The sequence below is a fragment of the Pallidibacillus thermolactis genome (assembly GCF_025660415.1).
Lineage (GTDB): Bacteria > Bacillota > Bacilli > Bacillales > Caldibacillaceae > Pallidibacillus > Pallidibacillus thermolactis.
In genome coordinates this window covers 86,807-104,687 of sequence record NZ_JAOUSE010000001.1, presented here as the reverse complement: position 1 = coordinate 104,687, position 17,881 = coordinate 86,807, and the positions used below count along the sequence as shown (strand labels likewise).

Below are 17,881 nucleotides of genomic sequence, written 5' to 3'. Positions count from 1 at the left end.
TCCACCTCTTAACCTTTTTCATTCACTTTTTTTACAGTAATGGCTATTCCATCACCAACTGGCAATATAACGGTATGATAGTCTGGATGATTAATTAACCAATCATTAAATTGATTAATTTTCTTCCCTAACTTTTGTAAGCGTTTGTTTTCTGTTTCATATTCATAAACAAAACCTTTAAATAAAACGTTATCTGTAATAATGAGACTACGATTCGATAAAAAAGGTGTGAAATTTTCAAAAAAGCGTTTGTATTGGCCCTTTGCTGCATCAATAAACAAACAATCGAAAGGACCGTGTGTACGAACTTCATTTAAGAGATCAAATGCATCTCCTTTTAATAAAACAATTTGATCTGATTTATTTGCTTTTTCAATATAAGCTTCCGCCGTCTTTATTCTTTCTTCGTCACGTTCAATAGTGACAATTTGAGCATTGGTCGCATCCGACATCCGTAAAGCGGAATAACCAATGGCTGTCCCAATTTCTAAAATCTTGGTCGGCTGAAAAATACGCAATATTTGGAGGACTGTCTCCATACTATACGGGTCCATAATCGGGACATGGTTATCCTTTGCCAATTGTTCTATCTCTTGAAACAAATTTGTTCGTTTTGGCAATTTTTCGTATAAATATGCGATTAAGTTTTGATCCAACATGTAGGCGAAAACTCCTTTAGAAGTCTAAAATTTTTTCCATATAAAAAATATCTTTCATATAGAACGAAAGAACTTAAATACAAGAAAAAAGAGTCATTATGAGGGAAATCGCTAGGCATTTTCCATCATAAATGACGCTTTTTTAAACACGGCTAAAATACTTAGATTATTTTACCATAAATCATTTTAAAAAGCGATAGTAATCTTTCCGTGATTTACAGTAACGATAAATGATTATTTCCGATTCGCAATATGTTCATCATAATATTTTTGATGTTGTTCATAGTTTTCCGAGTACAACACTTCCCCTTCAGGTGTTGCTAAGAAAAATAAATAATCGGTATTTGGTGGGTAAAGGGCTGCATCAATCGAACTGACTCCACAATTGGCAATCGGTCCAGGGGGTAGACCTTCAATAACATAAGTATTATAAGGGTCTTGATATTGATAATCTTTAAACGTCAACCGCTCCTTATGTTCTCCCATAGCATAAATTACCGTCGGGTCAGTCTCCAATCCCATGCCTTCTTCCATTCGATTATAAAATACACTTGAAATTATTTTTCGATTTTCTTCATCCGGTGCTTCTTCTTCAATTAAAGAAGCAAGAGTAAGCACTTCATGTACTGTAAATCCTTTGTTTTGTATATCACTCAAATAAGGTTGGATGACTTCGTTTGTCTTATCGATCATCGGCATAATGATCTCTTCTATTGATGGATTTTTTTCATCATAACCATAAGTTGCAGGGAATAAATAACCTTCCAACGGATATTTGATATCTTCTTGCATCACATCTTCCGTTACTAATTGTGGATATTTTTCACGAACAGTTTGAATAAATGTAACACTGTTCACTTTATCTAATATTTCCTTTTCACTATAATCTGTTTTTTTAGCAATTTGTTCTGCAATTTCTTTTAAATGTAGTCCTTCTGGTATTGTTATGACAAGCTCATTTTTAATAACTTTACCAGTTTTCAAACTTGCAATTATTTCATCCAACGTCATCGATGGTGTTAATGAGTAAGTACCCGCTTGAAAGTCTGTCTCATTTTTTAATTTTAAGTAATATTTAAACACCGTTGCATTTTTTATAATTCCATGCTCTTCTAAAATTTGGGCAATTGTAGAAGAACCAGAACCAAGCGGAATTTCAACTTCAATTCTTTCATTTGAATCTGGATCTACTGGTTTTAATGCAGAACTAACAAATAGAACAACTCCTGTAATGGTTCCTGCTAAGAGCAATAGAATGGTCGATGTTATGATAAATACAATTCTTCTCGTCAATTTTGCTTCTTTATATTTATCAACCATGGCGTTTTCCTTCCCGTTATTTTTCTCTTCTTCCTTTGTAGTCATGAAAAATCCTCCTTTTGAAGAGCGAGAAAATTGTAGTTTTTCCTCGAAAATTCTCCTTGAACCATTATACTATAATTTTAATTTTTTTCATTAATATTCGTAATAAAAAAGAGCGACTTAAAAAGTCGCTCTTCCATCATCATTCCTTTATTCTTCATCTTCCGCCATAAACGTAGCAAGCATTTCTTCAATCATATCCCATTCTTCGTCGGTTTCAATCGGCATTAATTCACCTTGATCTTTACCTGGTTTAAAACTAGAAGCATGAATCTCAATTTCACCATCTTCATCTTCTTCTGCACTTACTGGGTAATAAAGTACATATGATTTGCCAAACTCTTCAGATTCAAAAGTAAAAAGAATTTCACACAGTTCTTCATTACCGTCTTCGTCAATGATTGTAATTTGATTTGCATCCTCCATAAAAATATCCTCCTATATAGAAAATTCAATACACATTTCCGTTAATGATTTTGGCTGTCTAAATAACCTTGTAAAATCATAACAGCTGCCATTTTATCAATGACCTTTTTCCGTTTTTTTCGGCTTACATCGGCTTCTAATAAAACACGTTCTGCGGCCATTGTAGATAGACGTTCATCCCATAGGACAACCGGGAGAGTAAACGTTTCTTTTATTCGTTCACTAAAAGCAATGCTTGCTTCCCCTCGCGGACCAATCGTACCGTTCATATTTTTCGGTAAACCGATCACGATCTTTTCTATTCCATACTGATCGATGATTTCCTTAAGTTCATCTAGTCCAAATTGCTCATTCTCTTCATCTATTTTAATTGTTTTAATTCCCTGTGCGGTCCAACCAAAGGCGTCGCTCACTGCAACGCCTATCGTTTTAGACCCGACATCTAAACCCATAATTCGCATTACATTTCCTCACGTTGTCGTTGTAAATAGGATTTTACTAATTCTTCAATAATTTCATCTCGTTCAAGTTTACGAATAATATTCCGCGCATCTTTATGTCTTGGAATATAAGCAGGATCACCAGACAATAAATATCCGACAATTTGATTAATCGGATTATACCCTTTTTCCTCGAGGGCAGAAAAAACTTGGAATATTACTTCTTTAACTTCTTGTTCTAACGGTTCTTCGGAAAAATTAAATTTCATCGTCCGGTCAAGTGAACCCATAGGAAAAGCACCTCGCTCTCTACTTCCTTCAAACACTTCTTGCTTTCATTGTACACTACTTATCCATTTTATGAAATGTTTTTTACGTATTCTTCGACAAATTGAAGAGCTTCATTTAGCTTGTTTGGATTTTTACCGCCTGCTTGAGCCATATCTGGACGTCCACCACCGCCGCCACCACAGATTGCAGCGACTTCTTTTATTAGTTTTCCTGCATGGTATTGATCGGTTAGGTCTTTCGTAACACCTGCAATTAACTGTACTTTTTCATCATGGACAGTTCCCAGGACAATTATACCGGATCCAATTTTTTGTTTTAAGTCATCCAACATTGTTCGTAATTGATTGGATTCCGTAATTTCAACTTTACTTACTAACACATTTATACTATTAATTTGTTTTACTGCATCAAGTAAGTTTCCAGCTTCTAAGTGGCTAAGTTTTCCTGTTAATGACTCGATTTCTTTATGCAATTCCTTGATTTCCTGTTGTAAGTGTTCGATTTTTGTTGGTATATCCTCCACTTTAGTTTTTAACTTTTTAGCGACCGTTTTTAGAAGGTTCATTTGATCACGCATAAATTGATAAGCTTTTTCACCTGTTACTGCTTCAATCCTACGAGTTCCTGCACCAATTCCGCTTTCAGAAATAATTTTAAAACTACCGATTACAGCCGTATTATTTACATGACAACCACCACATAATTCGATGGAGAAGTCGCCCATTTGAACGACACGAACGACATCACCATATTTTTCACTAAACAATGCCGAGGCTCCCATAGCTTTAGCTTCTTCCAATGGCTTATAGGAAATTTCCACAGGAATTGAAGCCCAAATTTGTTCGTTAACAAGTCGTTCAATTTGTTCAATTTCTTCCTCAGTCACTTGTCCAAAATGGGAAAAGTCAAACCGTAACCGGTCAGATTCAACAAGAGATCCTGCTTGATTAACATGTGAACCGAGTACATCTTTTAACGCTTGATGAAGCAAGTGCGTAGCGGAATGGTTTCTCTCGATATTGTTTCGGCTGATCGAATCAACTTGGGCAAATGCATGTAATCCTTCTTGAATCGTACCTTCAACAATTTTTACATGGTGTAAATTTTGACCGTGAGGTGCTTTTTGAACATCTTTTACTTCCAGTTTAAAACCTTCTCCACGAATTTCACCTCGGTCGCCAATTTCACCACCCATTTCTGCATAAAAAGGTGTTTGATCTAAGATAATTTGGACTTCTTCACCGGCTGAAGCAGAATCTTGTTTTATACCATCTTTAAATATGCCAATAATTTTTGCTTCAGATTCTAGTTTATCGTATCCAATAAAACTACTTTCCGCTGTGAAATCACCTAAATCTCCGCCTTGTACATGCATGGAATCGACATCTTGACGCGCTTGTCTTGCCCGTTCCCGTTGCGCTTGCATTTCTTTTTCAAATCCGTCTAAATCAATTTTCAAACCAGCTTCATCCGCATATTCTTCTGTTAATTCCACCGGAAATCCATACGTATCGTATAAACGGAAAACATCAACCCCATCAATTGTCTCTTTGCCATTTTCTTTCGCTTTATTAATCACTTCAGAAAGGATAGCTAATCCATCATGAATGGTTTCATGGAATCGTTCCTCTTCATTTTTTATCACGCGTTGGATAAAATCACACTTTTGGCGTACTTCTGGATAGTAATCTGCCATGATTTCACCAACAACTGGAACTAATTCATACATGAACGGACGTTCAATGCCAATTTTCATTGCGTAGCGAACTGCACGACGTAGTAAACGACGTAACACATATCCACGTCCTTCATTAGAAGGCAATGCACCATCACCGACTGCAAAAGCTACCGTTCGAATATGGTCAGCAATCACTTTAAATGCAACATCCTGGTCTGTATTTTCCCCATATTTCATCCCCGAAATCGCTTCGGTTTGTTGAATAATCGGCAAGAATAAATCTGTTTCAAAGTTTGTTTTCGTATTTTGTATAACGGATGCCATCCGTTCTAGTCCCATACCGGTATCAATATTTTTCTTAGGTAGTGGGGTATATGTACCATCTGGGTTATGATTAAATTGAGAGAACACTAAGTTCCAAATTTCTAAGTAGCGTTCATTTTCCCCACCTGGATACAATTCTGGATCATTTGGGTCATCACCATATTCTGATCCTCGATCATAGAAAATTTCTGAGTTTGGTCCACTTGGTCCTTCCCCAATATCCCAAAAGTTCCCTTCTAATCGAATGATGCGTTCTTCCGGTATACCAACTTTTTCATGCCAAATTTTATAGGCTTCATCATCTTCCGGATGAATCGTAACAGATAATTTTTCTGGTTCAAAACCAATCCAGTTTGGACTTGTTAAAAATTCCCATGCCCAAAGAATCGCTTCTTCCTTAAAGTAATCTCCAATTGAAAAGTTGCCTAACATCTCAAAAAATGTATGGTGGCGTGCAGTTTTTCCAACATTTTCAATATCATTTGTCCGAATTGATTTTTGTGCATTTGTGATTCTTGGATTTTCAGGTTTTACACGTCCATCAAAATACTTTTTCAATGTAGCTACACCGCTGTTTATCCAAAGAAGAGACGGATCATCTACTGGAACTAAAGAAGCACTAGGTTCAACTTTATGACCTTTCTCTTGGAAAAAGTCTAAAAACATACGACGAATTTGTGCACTCGTTAGTTTTTTCATAATTGTTTTCCTCCTTTTAAACTTTCATTTTGGAACGAGAATTTATAGAAAACATATAATTTAAAATGGTTAACGAAAGCTGTTATACATACTTACAGCAAATAAAAAACTCTTCTCCCAAAATTCAGGGACGAAGAGTTTGTATCCGTGGTACCACCCTGGTTATGAAAATCTAAACTAGAAAGATTTCCATCACTCAAAACCGATAACGCCGGTTTGCGGCAGGGATTAGCTGCACTCAGGAGTAGCCTTCTGTTACCCTATACTGGAATTTCTTTCAGCCACGGAAATTCCTCTCTTAAAGTTAGTAGTAACATACTCGTTCCATCAACGTGTTCATTGTTATGAATTATCCTAATTGGATTATATTTCATCATTCAAACTTTTGTCAAATTCGAGTCGTCAGTATTTTTTATTTCATTGTTCTTCCATTTTATTTTGATCATCTTCAATTTCACGACTTTGAATTTGATCAAAGATCTGTTTTAAGGTCGTTTTGATTATCGCAACGATAGGGACAGCAAAGATCAATCCAACAACACCGCCGACTTCACCACCGATCAAAATTGAGAAGATAATCATCAATGGATGCATTTGTAATGATCTTCCCATAATTAATGGCGATAGAACATTCCCTTCTAAAAATTGAAGCACAATAACAATGACAATAACAAGGATAACGGTCTTCATGGACATTGTAGCAGCCACGATCACTGCAGGAACAGCTCCAATAATGGGGCCAAAATAAGGGATCACATTGGTCATCCCGAGTACAGCTCCTAGCAATAATGGATATTTTAATTTTATTAGCCAAAAAAGAAGTGCTGAAATCGTACCGACCGTAGCAGATACAATAAACTGCCCACGAATATAACTTCCTAGTGAAGTATCTACATTTCTAATAAATATTTTCATCTGTTTGCGCCATTTTTTAGGAACGATTGACCAAAATGCATCCGTTAAATAGGAAATATCTTTAATCATATAAAAAGCAATAAAAGGAATCAGTAAAATTAAAAAGATTGACTCCAAAAGCCAAAGAAAAAAGTTTTTCACCCGGTCTAAAATTTGTTCAAATTCACCATAGATGACATGTAAACTTTCATTAATTTGTTTATGTATACCTAACGGCCACGACTTTGTCTTTTTTTCAATCGTATCAACAATTCCTTCTAATTGGGCAAAAAATTGTGGTAAATTCTCAGATAAATCCCGTAATTGTTGGATAAATACCGGTATCCCTTTATAGATTCCATACCCGATCCCACCAAAAAATAGGATATAAACAATCATGACGGATAGCCACCATTGCAAACCATTTTCATGTAATTTGTGAATAAAAGGATAAAGTAAATAAGCGATAAAGGCGGCTAATACAAAAGGGAAAGCAACAGTTAAAATCACTCGTAAAATCGGTTGCCAAATGGGACTTATTTTAATAAAAACAAATAAAACGATAAATAATAAAAGTAAAAAACCTAAGCGGTAAAACCATTTGACCTTAATATCCATCAGTAAGCCTCCCAAATGTAGTTTGGGAGAAACGGTAAACTTTATGCATGGTAACGCCGTTCTTCTTCAGAAAATAAATCATCAAGTGAGGATAGTGTACCGTCTTCTTCCACTTGATGCGTATGAATAATCCCTTTTGAAAGCGATAATTCAATAAAGCAGTGCCAACAGTAATATTGATTGATACCAATTTTCCCGATATCTTTACTCCGGCAATTTGGACAAATTAGTTCCATTCCATACCACCTCGCAATTTATGGTAAATATGCTAAGATTATGTCCAAATTGCCTTCAAAATAAACGTGTATAAATAGAAAAGGCCGTCTTATCAACGGCCATCTTTTAAAAATATAGGTATCATCCTTCATTTACTTTTTCTTGTTCTTCCATAAAGTCATATGGTGTGATATCTCCCATTCCAATCATCGGGTCAGTATTCATTAATGCTTCTTCATATGAGATCGCCAAAGCATCGTTGGTTATTTCAACTTCTTGATTTTGTTCTTTTATTGGAACCATTTTTTTCAATAACCGTTCTGTCAACGTTGTATTGCGGAAATTGACATCTGTCTGATTAACAGCTATTTGAAATGATTCTTCTTCCCCGCATAGAATTAACTTATCTTTTGCCCTTGTAATAGCAGTGTATAATAAATTCCGCCGCAGCATGCGATAATAACCACGAACCATTGGTAATATCACAACGGGAAATTCACTACCTTGTGATTTATGAATACTACAGCAATAGGCTAACGTAATTTGGCTTAAATCCTGTCTCGTATATGTAATTTCCGTCCCCTCAAAGGAAACGATTAGTTGATCGGTTTTGTCTTCTGTTTCTTTCGCAAAAAATATGCTGACAACTTCACCAATATCGCCATTAAATACGTTCTTTTCCGGTTGATTTACTAATTGCAACACTTTATCACCGACACGATAGACAACATCACCAAATTTCAGTTCTCTTCGTTTTTTGTCTGAGTCGTTCTTTCCATTAAAAATTCCTTGCAAAATTTTGTTCAATTGATCAATTCCGGCAGGTCCGCGATACATCGGTGCCAACACCTGAATATCCTTGGAAGTATAACCTTTATTAACAGCGTGACCAACCACTTGTTTAACAACTTCTGGAATTTGGCTTGTACTACAAGATATAAAGGAACGATCCCTTTGTGGTTTTTTCAAGTCTTCCGGCAGTTTTCCATTTTTTATTGAATGGGCTAACTGAATAATGGTAGATCCGCTTTCTTGACGATATATTTCTTTTAAACGTACAGTTGGAATCAAATCGGCTGCAAGCAAATCTTTTAAAACTTGTCCAGGACCTACAGATGGTAATTGATCTTCATCTCCGACTAGGATCACTTGCACATGATCTGGTATTGCTTTAAAAAGATTATGGGCTAGCCATATATCAACCATCGACATTTCATCGAGGATGATGATTTTTCCTTCAATTGGATTTTCTTCGTTAAAATCAAACGTGTTGGAACCGTTCCAACCTAACAACCGATGAATCGTAACAGCCGGCAACCCTGTTGATTCCGTCATCCTTTTTGCGGCACGCCCTGTAGGCGCAGCTAATACGAACGGAAACACCTCATCTTTTTTATAATCTTTCGGGTCGAGGGAACATCCATGTAATTCCGCATATAATTCAACAATTCCCTTTATAACCGTTGTCTTCCCAGTACCAGGTCCACCCGTTAAAATTAACATCGGTGAGGAAAGTGCGGTTTGAATGGCTTCCCGTTGGGATGGAGCATACTCAATCCCTAAACGATCTTCTAATTCCCCTAGCGCTAGTAAAAATTCCGATTCAGGAAAACTTTCAGCAAATTCTTTTTGATCTAAAATACGTTTTATATTATTTACAAGTCCCTTTTCCGAATAAAAAATGGAAGCCAAATAAACGCGGTCTTCTTTTGATACTACTTTTCCTTCTTCTTCAAGTTTTAATAATTCAACTTCTATATCTTCGAGCGGGATTTCAATAGGTTGAGTAGATTCGAGCATTTGTTTTACTGAAAAAACAAATTCACTTTTTTCCAAATAACAATGACCTTCCTGCATACAATCAGCATCTAATTTATATAAACATGCTGCTTTAATCCGGTCAGGATGATTACCTTGAATCCCTAATTTTGATCCAAGTTCATCAGCTCGGCTAAAGCCGATACCTTCTACATCTTCTACTAGACGATAGGGATTCGATTGAATAATTTCTAACGTCTCATCTTTGTAAACTTGAAAGATGCGCATCGCTAAAGCCGCTCCAAAGCCTAGCTCATTTAATCCAATCATAATTTTTTCAAGACCTTGGTGTTCCACAAGTGTTTCATATATTGTTTTTGCTTTGTCCGCTGACAATTTTGGGATTGTATCCAGTAAGGAAGGATTTTCAAGTATTCTAGAAATTGCATTTTCTCCTAGCAGGTCCACTATTGATTCTGCCGTTTTCTTACCAATACCTTTAAATAGGTCACTAGACAAATATTGAATTATCCCTTGTTTGGTTTTCGGTATATCTTTTCGGACATGTGTTACATTAAACTGGCGGCCGTATTTCGGATGTTCTTGAAACTTCCCATAAAAAATATATGTTTCCTCTTCATAAACATGGGGGAAATATCCAATAACAACGATTTCCTTTTCCTTGAATTCTATATTTGTTTCCTCCACTTTAATTCGTAAGACGGTATAAAGATTTTCTTCATTTCGAAAGATCGTTACGATTGGATGGCCTTTTATGTATGTTTCCAATGCTTCATTCATGGATGCTTCCCCCTTTCTATACTAATTTTTTAAATATATGTCAACAACATAACAAATTGTATCATTTGAACATTTTCCTAACATCATTATAGTCAAAAGTTAGATAAAAGAACAGAAGGACTAGCACTTGAATTAAAGTGACTAGTCCTTATTTCATCTAGTTAACCGACATAAGTTAACTGCTTTTCATTCTTAAAGATTTTATCAATTGTCCCGCCACCTAAACATTCTTCACCATTGTAAAACACAACAGCTTGACCAGGTGTGACAGCACGAATCGGTTCATCAAAAATAACTTCCACTTCATCATTGTCAAGTAAACGTACTGTAACATTATTATCTGGTTGACGGTAACGGAATTTTGCCGTACAACGAAATTCCTTCGGTTTTTCCTTATTTGAAACCCAACTTACTTTTGTAGCAATAATAGCATCTGAATATAACGCCTCATTATGGAAACCTTGACCGACTAGTAGGACATTCCGTTCTAAATCTTTTCCAACCACAAACCAAGGATCACCGTCACCACCAATGCCAAGTCCATGCCGTTGACCAATTGTATAATACATTAATCCTTGATGTTCACCTTTATATTCACCCGTCAATGTTTCCATTCTTCCCGGTTGCGCAGGTAAATATTGACTTAAAAATTCTTTAAAATTCCGCTCACCAATGAAACATATGCCTGTACTATCTTTTTTATTTGCCGTTGCTAATCCTGCTTTCTTGGCAATTTCTCGTACTTCAGGTTTCGTTAAATGGCCTAGCGGGAACATAACTTTGGAAATTTGATCTTGGGACAATTGATTCAAAAAGTACGTTTGATCCTTATTAGAATCAACACCACGAAGCATTTTTGTTTCGCCATCTTCTACGATAACTCTGGCATAGTGACCTGTCGCTAAATAATCAGCTCCTAATTTCAGTGCATGGTCAAGAAATGCTTTAAATTTGATTTCTTTATTACACATTACATCTGGATTCGGTGTCCGACCAGCTTTATATTCATCTAAAAAGTACGTAAATACTTTGTCCCAGTACTCTTTTTCAAAGTTGACCGCATAATACGGAATGCCAATTTGGTTTGCAACGCGAATCACATCTTCATAATCTTCCGTTGCTGTACAAACACCAAATTCGTCTGTATCATCCCAGTTTTTCATAAAAATACCGATCACATCATAACCTTGCTCCTTTAATAGATAGGCCGCTACCGAGGAATCAACACCGCCACTCATACCGACAACAACCCGGGTATTTTTTGGGTCTTTCATTGCTTTACCTCCACTTTTAATCTGTAAGTCTTTTCACAACTTTTGCCGTGATTTTAGCTATATCTTCTACATCTTCAAGGGTGACCCCTAATCCAAAACTAAATCGAATGGAATTAAATAATTCATCAGATTCACTACCATACATCGCCCGTAACACATGACTCGGTTCTAAGGAACCCGCAGTACAAGCAGAACCACTGGAAGCCGAAATCCCTTCAAGATCTAGATTCACTAAAAAAGCTTCCACATCTGTTCCTGGAAATGAAACATTGATAATATGCGGTAGATAATTCGATTCACTTCCATTGATTTTAAAGTTGATGGATTCTTCTTTCAACCGTTGAATGAATTTTTCTCGTAACTGTTCATAAAAATCATATTTCTTTTGACGGTCTTTTTGTATAATTTCAACTGCCTTTTTAAAACCAGCGATCCCTGGAACATTTTCTGTACCTGCTCGACGTTTCCGTTCTTGTTCGCCCCCATAGAAATACGGTTGTAATCGGACACCTGTGTTTTCATATAGGAAACCGATCCCCTTCGGTCCGTTAATTTTATGGGCGGAAACGGATAATAAATCGATATGCATTTTTTTTACATCAATCGGTAACAATCCATAAGCCTGAACGGCATCTGTATGAAAATATGCTTGATGATCAGAGAGAAGCTGACCAATTTCAGCAATCGGTTGTATTGTACCGACTTCATTATTTGCAAACATAACAGAGACCAAAATCGTATCATCCCGTAAGGCATTTTTCACATCTTCAACAGATACGCGCCCTGTTTTATCAACAGGCAAATACGTCACTTCAAACCCATTTTGCTCTAAAAATTCACAAGTATGCAGAACTGCATGATGTTCAATGGCTGTCGTTATAATATGTTTTCCTTTATCCTTGTTCGCATAAGCCGTACCAATTAAAGCCATATTATCTGCTTCAGTCCCACCGCTTGTAAAAATAATTTCATTGAAATTAGCATGAATGGATTTCGCAATGACGTTTCTTGCCTCATCTATTATCTTTCTTGCTTCACGTCCGTAAGCATGAATACTTGATGGATTGCCGTATATATGATGCATAACCTTTGTCATTTCTTCAACGACATCTGGATGAATCGGAGATGTTGCTGCATAATCTGCATAATACTTATTCATCATTACACCTACTTTATTTTAAAAAGCTCTTGTTTTTGAAAAATAATTACTCAAATCAATTTACAACAAGTAACATTAAATGTAAAACATATAGCCTCTCATATCATCATCTTCAGATTCATGATGTTGGGCTAAATCCGCTAAAGTTGTTTGGTCTAATACGTTTTTAATAGCGTCGCTAATCCGAATCCATAGCTCACGTTTGGCAGGTTCCTCTTCCTCAATCCCTTCCACCAATTGGATTGGCCCCTCCAACACTCGAATAATATCACCCGCAGTAATTTTTTGTGGTTCTTTTGATAAAATATAACCACCGTAAGCGCCTCGTATGCTTTTTACTAAACCGGCATTTCGTAATGGAGATACAATTTGTTCTAAATAATGTTCGGATAAATTATTCGATTGTGCAATTGTTTTTAATGGAAGTGGATTACCATCTCCATACTTTTTAGCTAATTCAATCATAATGGTTAAGCCATATCTTCCTTTTGTTGAAATCTTCATTTTTGCACCTCTTTACCACTTACAATTTCATTGTTGACAATTTTCGCCACTTTTACTATGTCCATAATCTTATTTGTCACTTTATAAAAATATGTAATGGCTGCTCCAGACACATGCCCGATTGTTAAGCTAATGATGATCGTTCCAATATGAACCGGTCCCCCTAAAAGCGAACCAATCATTAATACAGAAACTTCCATGATTAACCGTACATTGGGTACTTTCCAACCCTTTTTTAAATGCAAAGCCATCATTAAACTATCTCTCGGTCCGGTCCCAAACTGAGCGGAAATATAAATTCCCATTCCGATCGCCATAATGATGATCCCTACTAATAATAGAAGGAGCTTACTCCAAAAGTAAATAGGTTCGATCGGCAAAAGTAGAAATAAATCCACAAACACACCGACAAATAATAAATTAAAATAAGCTCCGGGTTTAGGCCAGCTTTTTAGTATGATTGCAGACGTTCCTAAAATAATAATACCAACAATAATGTTCCATGTGCCAATGGACAAACCGAATTGTTGGTATAAGCCAATATGTAACACATCCCATGGTGATACGCCTAAATCAGCTTGAATCGTCAGTACAATCCCGAAGGACATCATCATTATTCCGATAAAAAAGATGGTAAATTGCACAATTTTTTCTCTTATCTTCATCGAAGGATCTACCACCTCTCTGAACAGGGGAAAGCTACCCATATCTATCGAATTATAGCATAATTTCCATTGTAAAACTATATGCAAATGATGGATCTCAACGAAAAAAGAAAAGATTTTGAATATTATGCTGAAAAAGACTCACTCCTTTTCCCAACGTTTTCTTTATGCTACATTAAACATAGAACATATATTCTGATTGTGAAAATCGATTGAAGGTGAAAAAAGATGAGTGGAAAACCATTGGCATATCGCATGCGACCAAGGGTAATCGATGAGGTTGTCGGACAACAACATCTCGTAGGAGAAGGAAAAATCATTCACCGGATGGTCAAAGCAAGACAATTGTCATCGATGATTCTATACGGTCCCCCTGGAGTCGGCAAAACATCCATCGCCAGCGCCATTGCCGGTAGTACAGATTATGCCTTTCGCATGTTAAATGCCGTTACCAATAATAAAAAAGATATGGAAATCGTCGTTGAAGAAGCGAAAATGAGCGGAAAAGTGATTTTACTTCTTGATGAAGTTCATCGGCTCGATAAGGCTAAACAAGATTTTCTTTTACCATACTTAGAAAACGGAATGATTGTTTTAATTGGTGCAACCACTGGAAACCCATACCATGTGATCAACCCTGCGATTAGAAGCCGATGCCAAATCTTTGAATTAAAACCTTTACAACCGAAAGATGTAAAAATTGTATTACAACGAGCACTTAAAGATAAAGAACGAGGGCTTGGCAAATACCCAGTAAAAATTGAAGATGAAACATTAGAATTTATTGCGACACGATCAAACGGGGATGTCCGCAGTGCTTTAAACGGTCTTGAATTAGCTGTCCTTTCTACGGAAAAAAAGGAAGACGGGTGGATACATATCGATATATCTGTTGCTGAAGAATGTATACAGAAAAAAAGTTTAAACCATGACAAAGACGGAGATGCTCATTATGATGTATTATCCGGTTTTCAAAAATCCATCCGGGGCAGTGATGTTAACGCCGCTTTACACTACCTCGGACGATTAATTATAGCCGGCGATTTACCAAGTATCGCAAGAAGACTATTGGTGATTGCTTATGAAGATGTTGGTCTCGCCAATCCAATGGCGGCAGTACGAACGCTGGCTGCTGTACAAACGGCTGAACGGATTGGCTTTCCCGAAGCACGGATACCTCTAGCCAATGCGGTGATTGATCTTTGCTTATCGCCGAAATCAAATTCGGCCTATTTAGCCATCGATGCAGCGATTTCCGATATCGAGAATGGGAAAGGGGGAGAAGTCCCGGATCATTTAAAAGATGCCCATTACAGCGGTGCGAAAAATTTAGGTCGTGGGATTGGTTATAAATACCCGCATGATTATAACGGTGGCTGGGTTGATCAACAGTATCTGCCAGATACGTTAAAAGACAGAAAGTATTATGAACCGAAGAAGACAGGAAAATATGAAACGGCTCTAGCGCAAGTTTATGAAAACATAAATAAATTAAAAAACAAATAGAAGTAAATGTAGGAGCGTTTAAACAACAAATAAATAGTTGGGGGAGACTCCCTCCCCCTCTTACAATCATATGGTTATTCGTTCCACTCAATCATGAATTTCGTTCCCCCTCTGATATAGTTTAATAGATGTAGATCTTCTTTTATGACTTGCCCGATCACGTTTACCTTTTGATCAGCTTCCAAAGAACGTTTTGTAATCTGTATTTCTCCTTGATATCTCCCATATAGACGATTGTCAACAGTTATAGCGCCAACAGGACGATCGATAGTGTTATATGGTTCTACAGAAAAATCGCCCATTAAGCCATATAAACGTGATTCAGCCGATCGAATTACATCCCTTGCTGCATCGAGACGATTCGTTTGAATTTGTTTAAATCGGTCCATGATTCGTTTGTCATCTGTAAAAGGATGTGCTCTAAGGAAGATAGTTCCATCTTTGAAATATGCAAATTGTTTAGCCGATGACTGACAAATTGTTGGATCACCAATAAAGATTTTATCTACTGATGGATGGTGATAGAAATCAAGATATGCTGCAAATGTGGTTAAATCACGATGTTCCTCGATCGTAGGCAATCCTTTATATAAAGGACCTCTTCTTATTCCATCTCCAGGTATAAACGCCATTACGCTTAATTTTTCAGACTTTAACCACTCATTCCGTTGATAAAACTCTTTTGTATCTAAGCCTGTTTCAGGACGCGGATAAAAATTATGCCAAGCTTCTACAGATGATGGAATAAAATTATATTGTTTTAGTTTATTTACATTCTCTTCCGTTAACGTACTGGCATTTAAGGCAATTTTCATTTTTCTAGAAAGATTTGCGATTAATTCTTCTGATAATCCATAATCCACTCGTAACCCTGTTATTCCCCACTCCTTCAATTTTTCTGCTTTTTCCCAAGTAACGCCTAAATAAACAAGAGATTTGGGTGATATATCTGCAACTAGCTCCATTTTGTATTGTTTGGCCAATGAACCAAGTTCTTTTAGACGGGTTGCATATAGACTTGGGTCATCTTCTGGAATATGGAGTGAAGTAAATATACCTCTACATCCAAGATTACTCATGGTGTGAATATATTCTCTTTGATGATCAGATATTGGCTCATTTAAGTAAATGGAGATACCTAGCATATCAAAAACTCCTCTCCTTAATAGGTGAAAACCGTTTAATATTTTCTTAATAAAAAAAGGGGACGTTCATCCCCATTTCAATGTTTCATCATTAAAAGTTTTCATCCATCTCTTTTTTATATCCGAAGAAATACGTAAATAGAAAACCAGCAGTATAAGTGATTAATAATCCTAGGAAGTAAACCAAATATTTATTGTCCACAATAAGTGGGATTAAAGGTATACCTGAAACACCTATTCCACGTGCTGCTGTATGCATTACAGCTTGGAATGCACCACCAACAGCCGCACCAAGACAAGCGGTAATAAACGGACGTCCTAAAGGCAAGGTAACCCCATACAATAATGGTTCTCCGATTCCTAAGAAACCGGTTGGTAGTCCACCTTTAATGACATTTTTCATTCGTTTATTTTTGGTTTTTACATAAATGGCGATCGAAGCACCAACTTGACCCGCACCAGCCATGGCTAAGATTGGAAGTAAGGCAGTAGAACCGACGGTATTAATTAACTCCATATGAATTGGTGTTAATCCATGATGAAGTCCTAACATAACTAGTGGCAAGAAGAATCCTGCTAATAAACCACCAGCTACAATTCCACCTATATCAAGGATGACATGGATCGCGTTTGTAATACCATCGGAAATGTAACCTGTTATTGGCTGAACAGCCGCAATTGTTAAAAGACCTACTGTTAAGAGCGTTAATAATGGCGTTATAATAATATCAACTGCATTCGGTACAAATTTCCGATATTGTTTTTCAAAGAAAACCATCAAGCCTGCTGCAAACATGACACCAAACAATCCGCCTCTGCCGGGTACTAAATTTTGTCCAAACAGTACAACATCCGCTAATCCAGGATGCATTGTAATAATACCAGCGATCGCACCTAATACTGGTGTTCCCCCAAATTCTTTTGCTGTATTCCAACCAACAACGATGGCTAAATAAGCGAATAAACTTCCGCCCAATATTGCCAAGATTTGCATCCAAGTTAAATTTTCATCAACACCGGCATTTTTAAGAAAGCCAACAGCTCCATTTATAATTCCTGATGCAACAAGTCCAGGTATTAAAGGGATGAAAATGCTTCCAATTTTTCGTAAAAGGTTTTTGACTGGTGTATTGTTTTTCCCTTTAAGCTCATTCTTTTTCAGTTTGACGGGATCGTCTTCATTCACATCCATGACCTCACCCATTTTAATTCCTGTTATACGAGAAATCTGTTCGGATACTTTATTCACTGTCCCAGGTCCGACAACAATTTGCAACGTATCATCTTCAATTACGCCCATAACACCGTCTAACTCTTTTAATTGAGCAATATTGGCTTTACCATCTTCTTTTAGATTAATGCGGACCCTTGTCATACAGTGGGTAAAAGAATGAATATTTTCTTTTCCACCAATGTGTTCCAGTATCCCCCTTGCCAACAACTCTTCTTTTTTCATAACTTC

The 17,881-nt window shown here is 36.7% G+C and carries 16 protein-coding genes and 1 other annotated feature; of the genes, 1 reads left to right on the top strand and 15 read right to left on the bottom strand.

Features of this window, described 5'->3' with window-relative positions; translation table 11 throughout:
• Positions 1-8 precede the first annotated feature (8 nt).
• The 13 genes from OEV82_RS00495 to OEV82_RS00435 form a co-directional block, all read right to left on the bottom strand.
• The gene (locus OEV82_RS00495) at positions 9-659 is read right to left on the bottom strand and encodes an O-methyltransferase (protein WP_263060662.1); all 651 of its coding nucleotides are present in this window, start codon (positions 657-659) and stop codon (positions 9-11) included.
• 234 nt (positions 660-893) lie between these two features.
• Complete coding sequence (mltG, locus tag OEV82_RS00490) at positions 894-2,024, bottom strand: endolytic transglycosylase MltG (RefSeq protein WP_263060661.1); 1,131 nt, start codon at positions 2,022-2,024, stop codon at positions 894-896.
• A gap of 147 nt (positions 2,025-2,171) precedes the next feature.
• On the bottom strand, positions 2,172-2,447 hold the full coding sequence (locus OEV82_RS00485) for a DUF1292 domain-containing protein (RefSeq protein WP_173659946.1): 276 nt from the start codon (positions 2,445-2,447) through the stop codon (positions 2,172-2,174).
• A 41-nt stretch (positions 2,448-2,488) separates the two neighbouring features.
• Positions 2,489-2,908: a Holliday junction resolvase RuvX gene (gene ruvX, locus OEV82_RS00480; RefSeq protein ID WP_173659948.1), complete on the bottom strand. Its 420-nt coding sequence runs from the start codon at positions 2,906-2,908 to the stop codon at positions 2,489-2,491.
• Positions 2,908-3,177: an IreB family regulatory phosphoprotein gene (locus OEV82_RS00475; RefSeq protein ID WP_173659950.1), complete on the bottom strand. Its 270-nt coding sequence runs from the start codon at positions 3,175-3,177 to the stop codon at positions 2,908-2,910. The genes ruvX and OEV82_RS00475 overlap by 1 nt, the downstream gene beginning before the upstream one ends.
• Positions 3,178-3,245: 68 nt before the next feature.
• Positions 3,246-5,879, bottom strand: a complete 2,634-nt coding sequence (alaS, locus tag OEV82_RS00470; protein WP_263060660.1) for an alanine--tRNA ligase — start codon at positions 5,877-5,879, stop codon at positions 3,246-3,248.
• 123 nt (positions 5,880-6,002) lie between these two features.
• Positions 6,003-6,219 (bottom strand) — a binding site (T-box leader).
• A gap of 77 nt (positions 6,220-6,296) precedes the next feature.
• Entirely contained in the window at positions 6,297-7,391 is a 1,095-nt protein-coding gene (locus tag OEV82_RS00465) for an AI-2E family transporter (RefSeq protein ID WP_263060659.1), read from the bottom strand.
• A gap of 41 nt (positions 7,392-7,432) precedes the next feature.
• Positions 7,433-7,627 (bottom strand): hypothetical protein, encoded by a 195-nt coding sequence (locus OEV82_RS00460; RefSeq protein ID WP_263060658.1) that lies wholly within the window; start codon positions 7,625-7,627, stop codon positions 7,433-7,435.
• A gap of 121 nt (positions 7,628-7,748) precedes the next feature.
• Positions 7,749-10,166, bottom strand: coding sequence for an SF1B family DNA helicase RecD2 (gene recD2, locus OEV82_RS00455; protein ID WP_263060657.1), 2,418 nt, complete (start codon positions 10,164-10,166; stop codon positions 7,749-7,751).
• A gap of 161 nt (positions 10,167-10,327) precedes the next feature.
• Positions 10,328-11,440 (bottom strand): tRNA 2-thiouridine(34) synthase MnmA, encoded by a 1,113-nt coding sequence (gene mnmA / locus OEV82_RS00450; protein ID WP_173657739.1) that lies wholly within the window; start codon positions 11,438-11,440, stop codon positions 10,328-10,330.
• A 16-nt stretch (positions 11,441-11,456) separates the two neighbouring features.
• A complete protein-coding gene (locus tag OEV82_RS00445) occupies positions 11,457-12,599 on the bottom strand; it encodes a cysteine desulfurase family protein (protein ID WP_263060656.1) in 1,143 nt (380 codons plus the stop codon).
• A 75-nt stretch (positions 12,600-12,674) separates the two neighbouring features.
• Complete coding sequence (gene cymR, locus OEV82_RS00440; protein ID WP_173657737.1) at positions 12,675-13,103, bottom strand: cysteine metabolism transcriptional regulator CymR; 429 nt, start codon at positions 13,101-13,103, stop codon at positions 12,675-12,677.
• Positions 13,100-13,768, bottom strand: a complete 669-nt coding sequence (locus OEV82_RS00435; protein WP_173657736.1) for a YczE/YyaS/YitT family protein — start codon at positions 13,766-13,768, stop codon at positions 13,100-13,102. The genes cymR and OEV82_RS00435 overlap by 4 nt, the downstream gene beginning before the upstream one ends.
• Before the next feature lie 228 nt (positions 13,769-13,996).
• Here OEV82_RS00435 and OEV82_RS00430 point away from each other — a divergent pair, with 228 nt between their 5' ends.
• A complete protein-coding gene (locus tag OEV82_RS00430; RefSeq protein ID WP_173657735.1) occupies positions 13,997-15,274 on the top strand; it encodes a replication-associated recombination protein A in 1,278 nt (425 codons plus the stop codon).
• Between the two features lie 74 nt (positions 15,275-15,348).
• Here OEV82_RS00430 and OEV82_RS00425 read toward each other — a convergent pair whose 3' ends face one another.
• Positions 15,349-16,419 carry a DUF871 domain-containing protein gene (locus OEV82_RS00425; RefSeq protein WP_173657734.1) on the bottom strand — a complete coding sequence of 357 codons (1,071 nt, stop codon included), beginning with the start codon at positions 16,417-16,419 and terminating at the stop codon, positions 15,349-15,351.
• Between the two features lie 91 nt (positions 16,420-16,510).
• Positions 16,511-17,875, bottom strand: coding sequence for a PTS transporter subunit EIIC (locus OEV82_RS00420; RefSeq protein ID WP_263060654.1), 1,365 nt, complete (start codon positions 17,873-17,875; stop codon positions 16,511-16,513).
• Positions 17,876-17,881 lie beyond the last annotated feature (6 nt).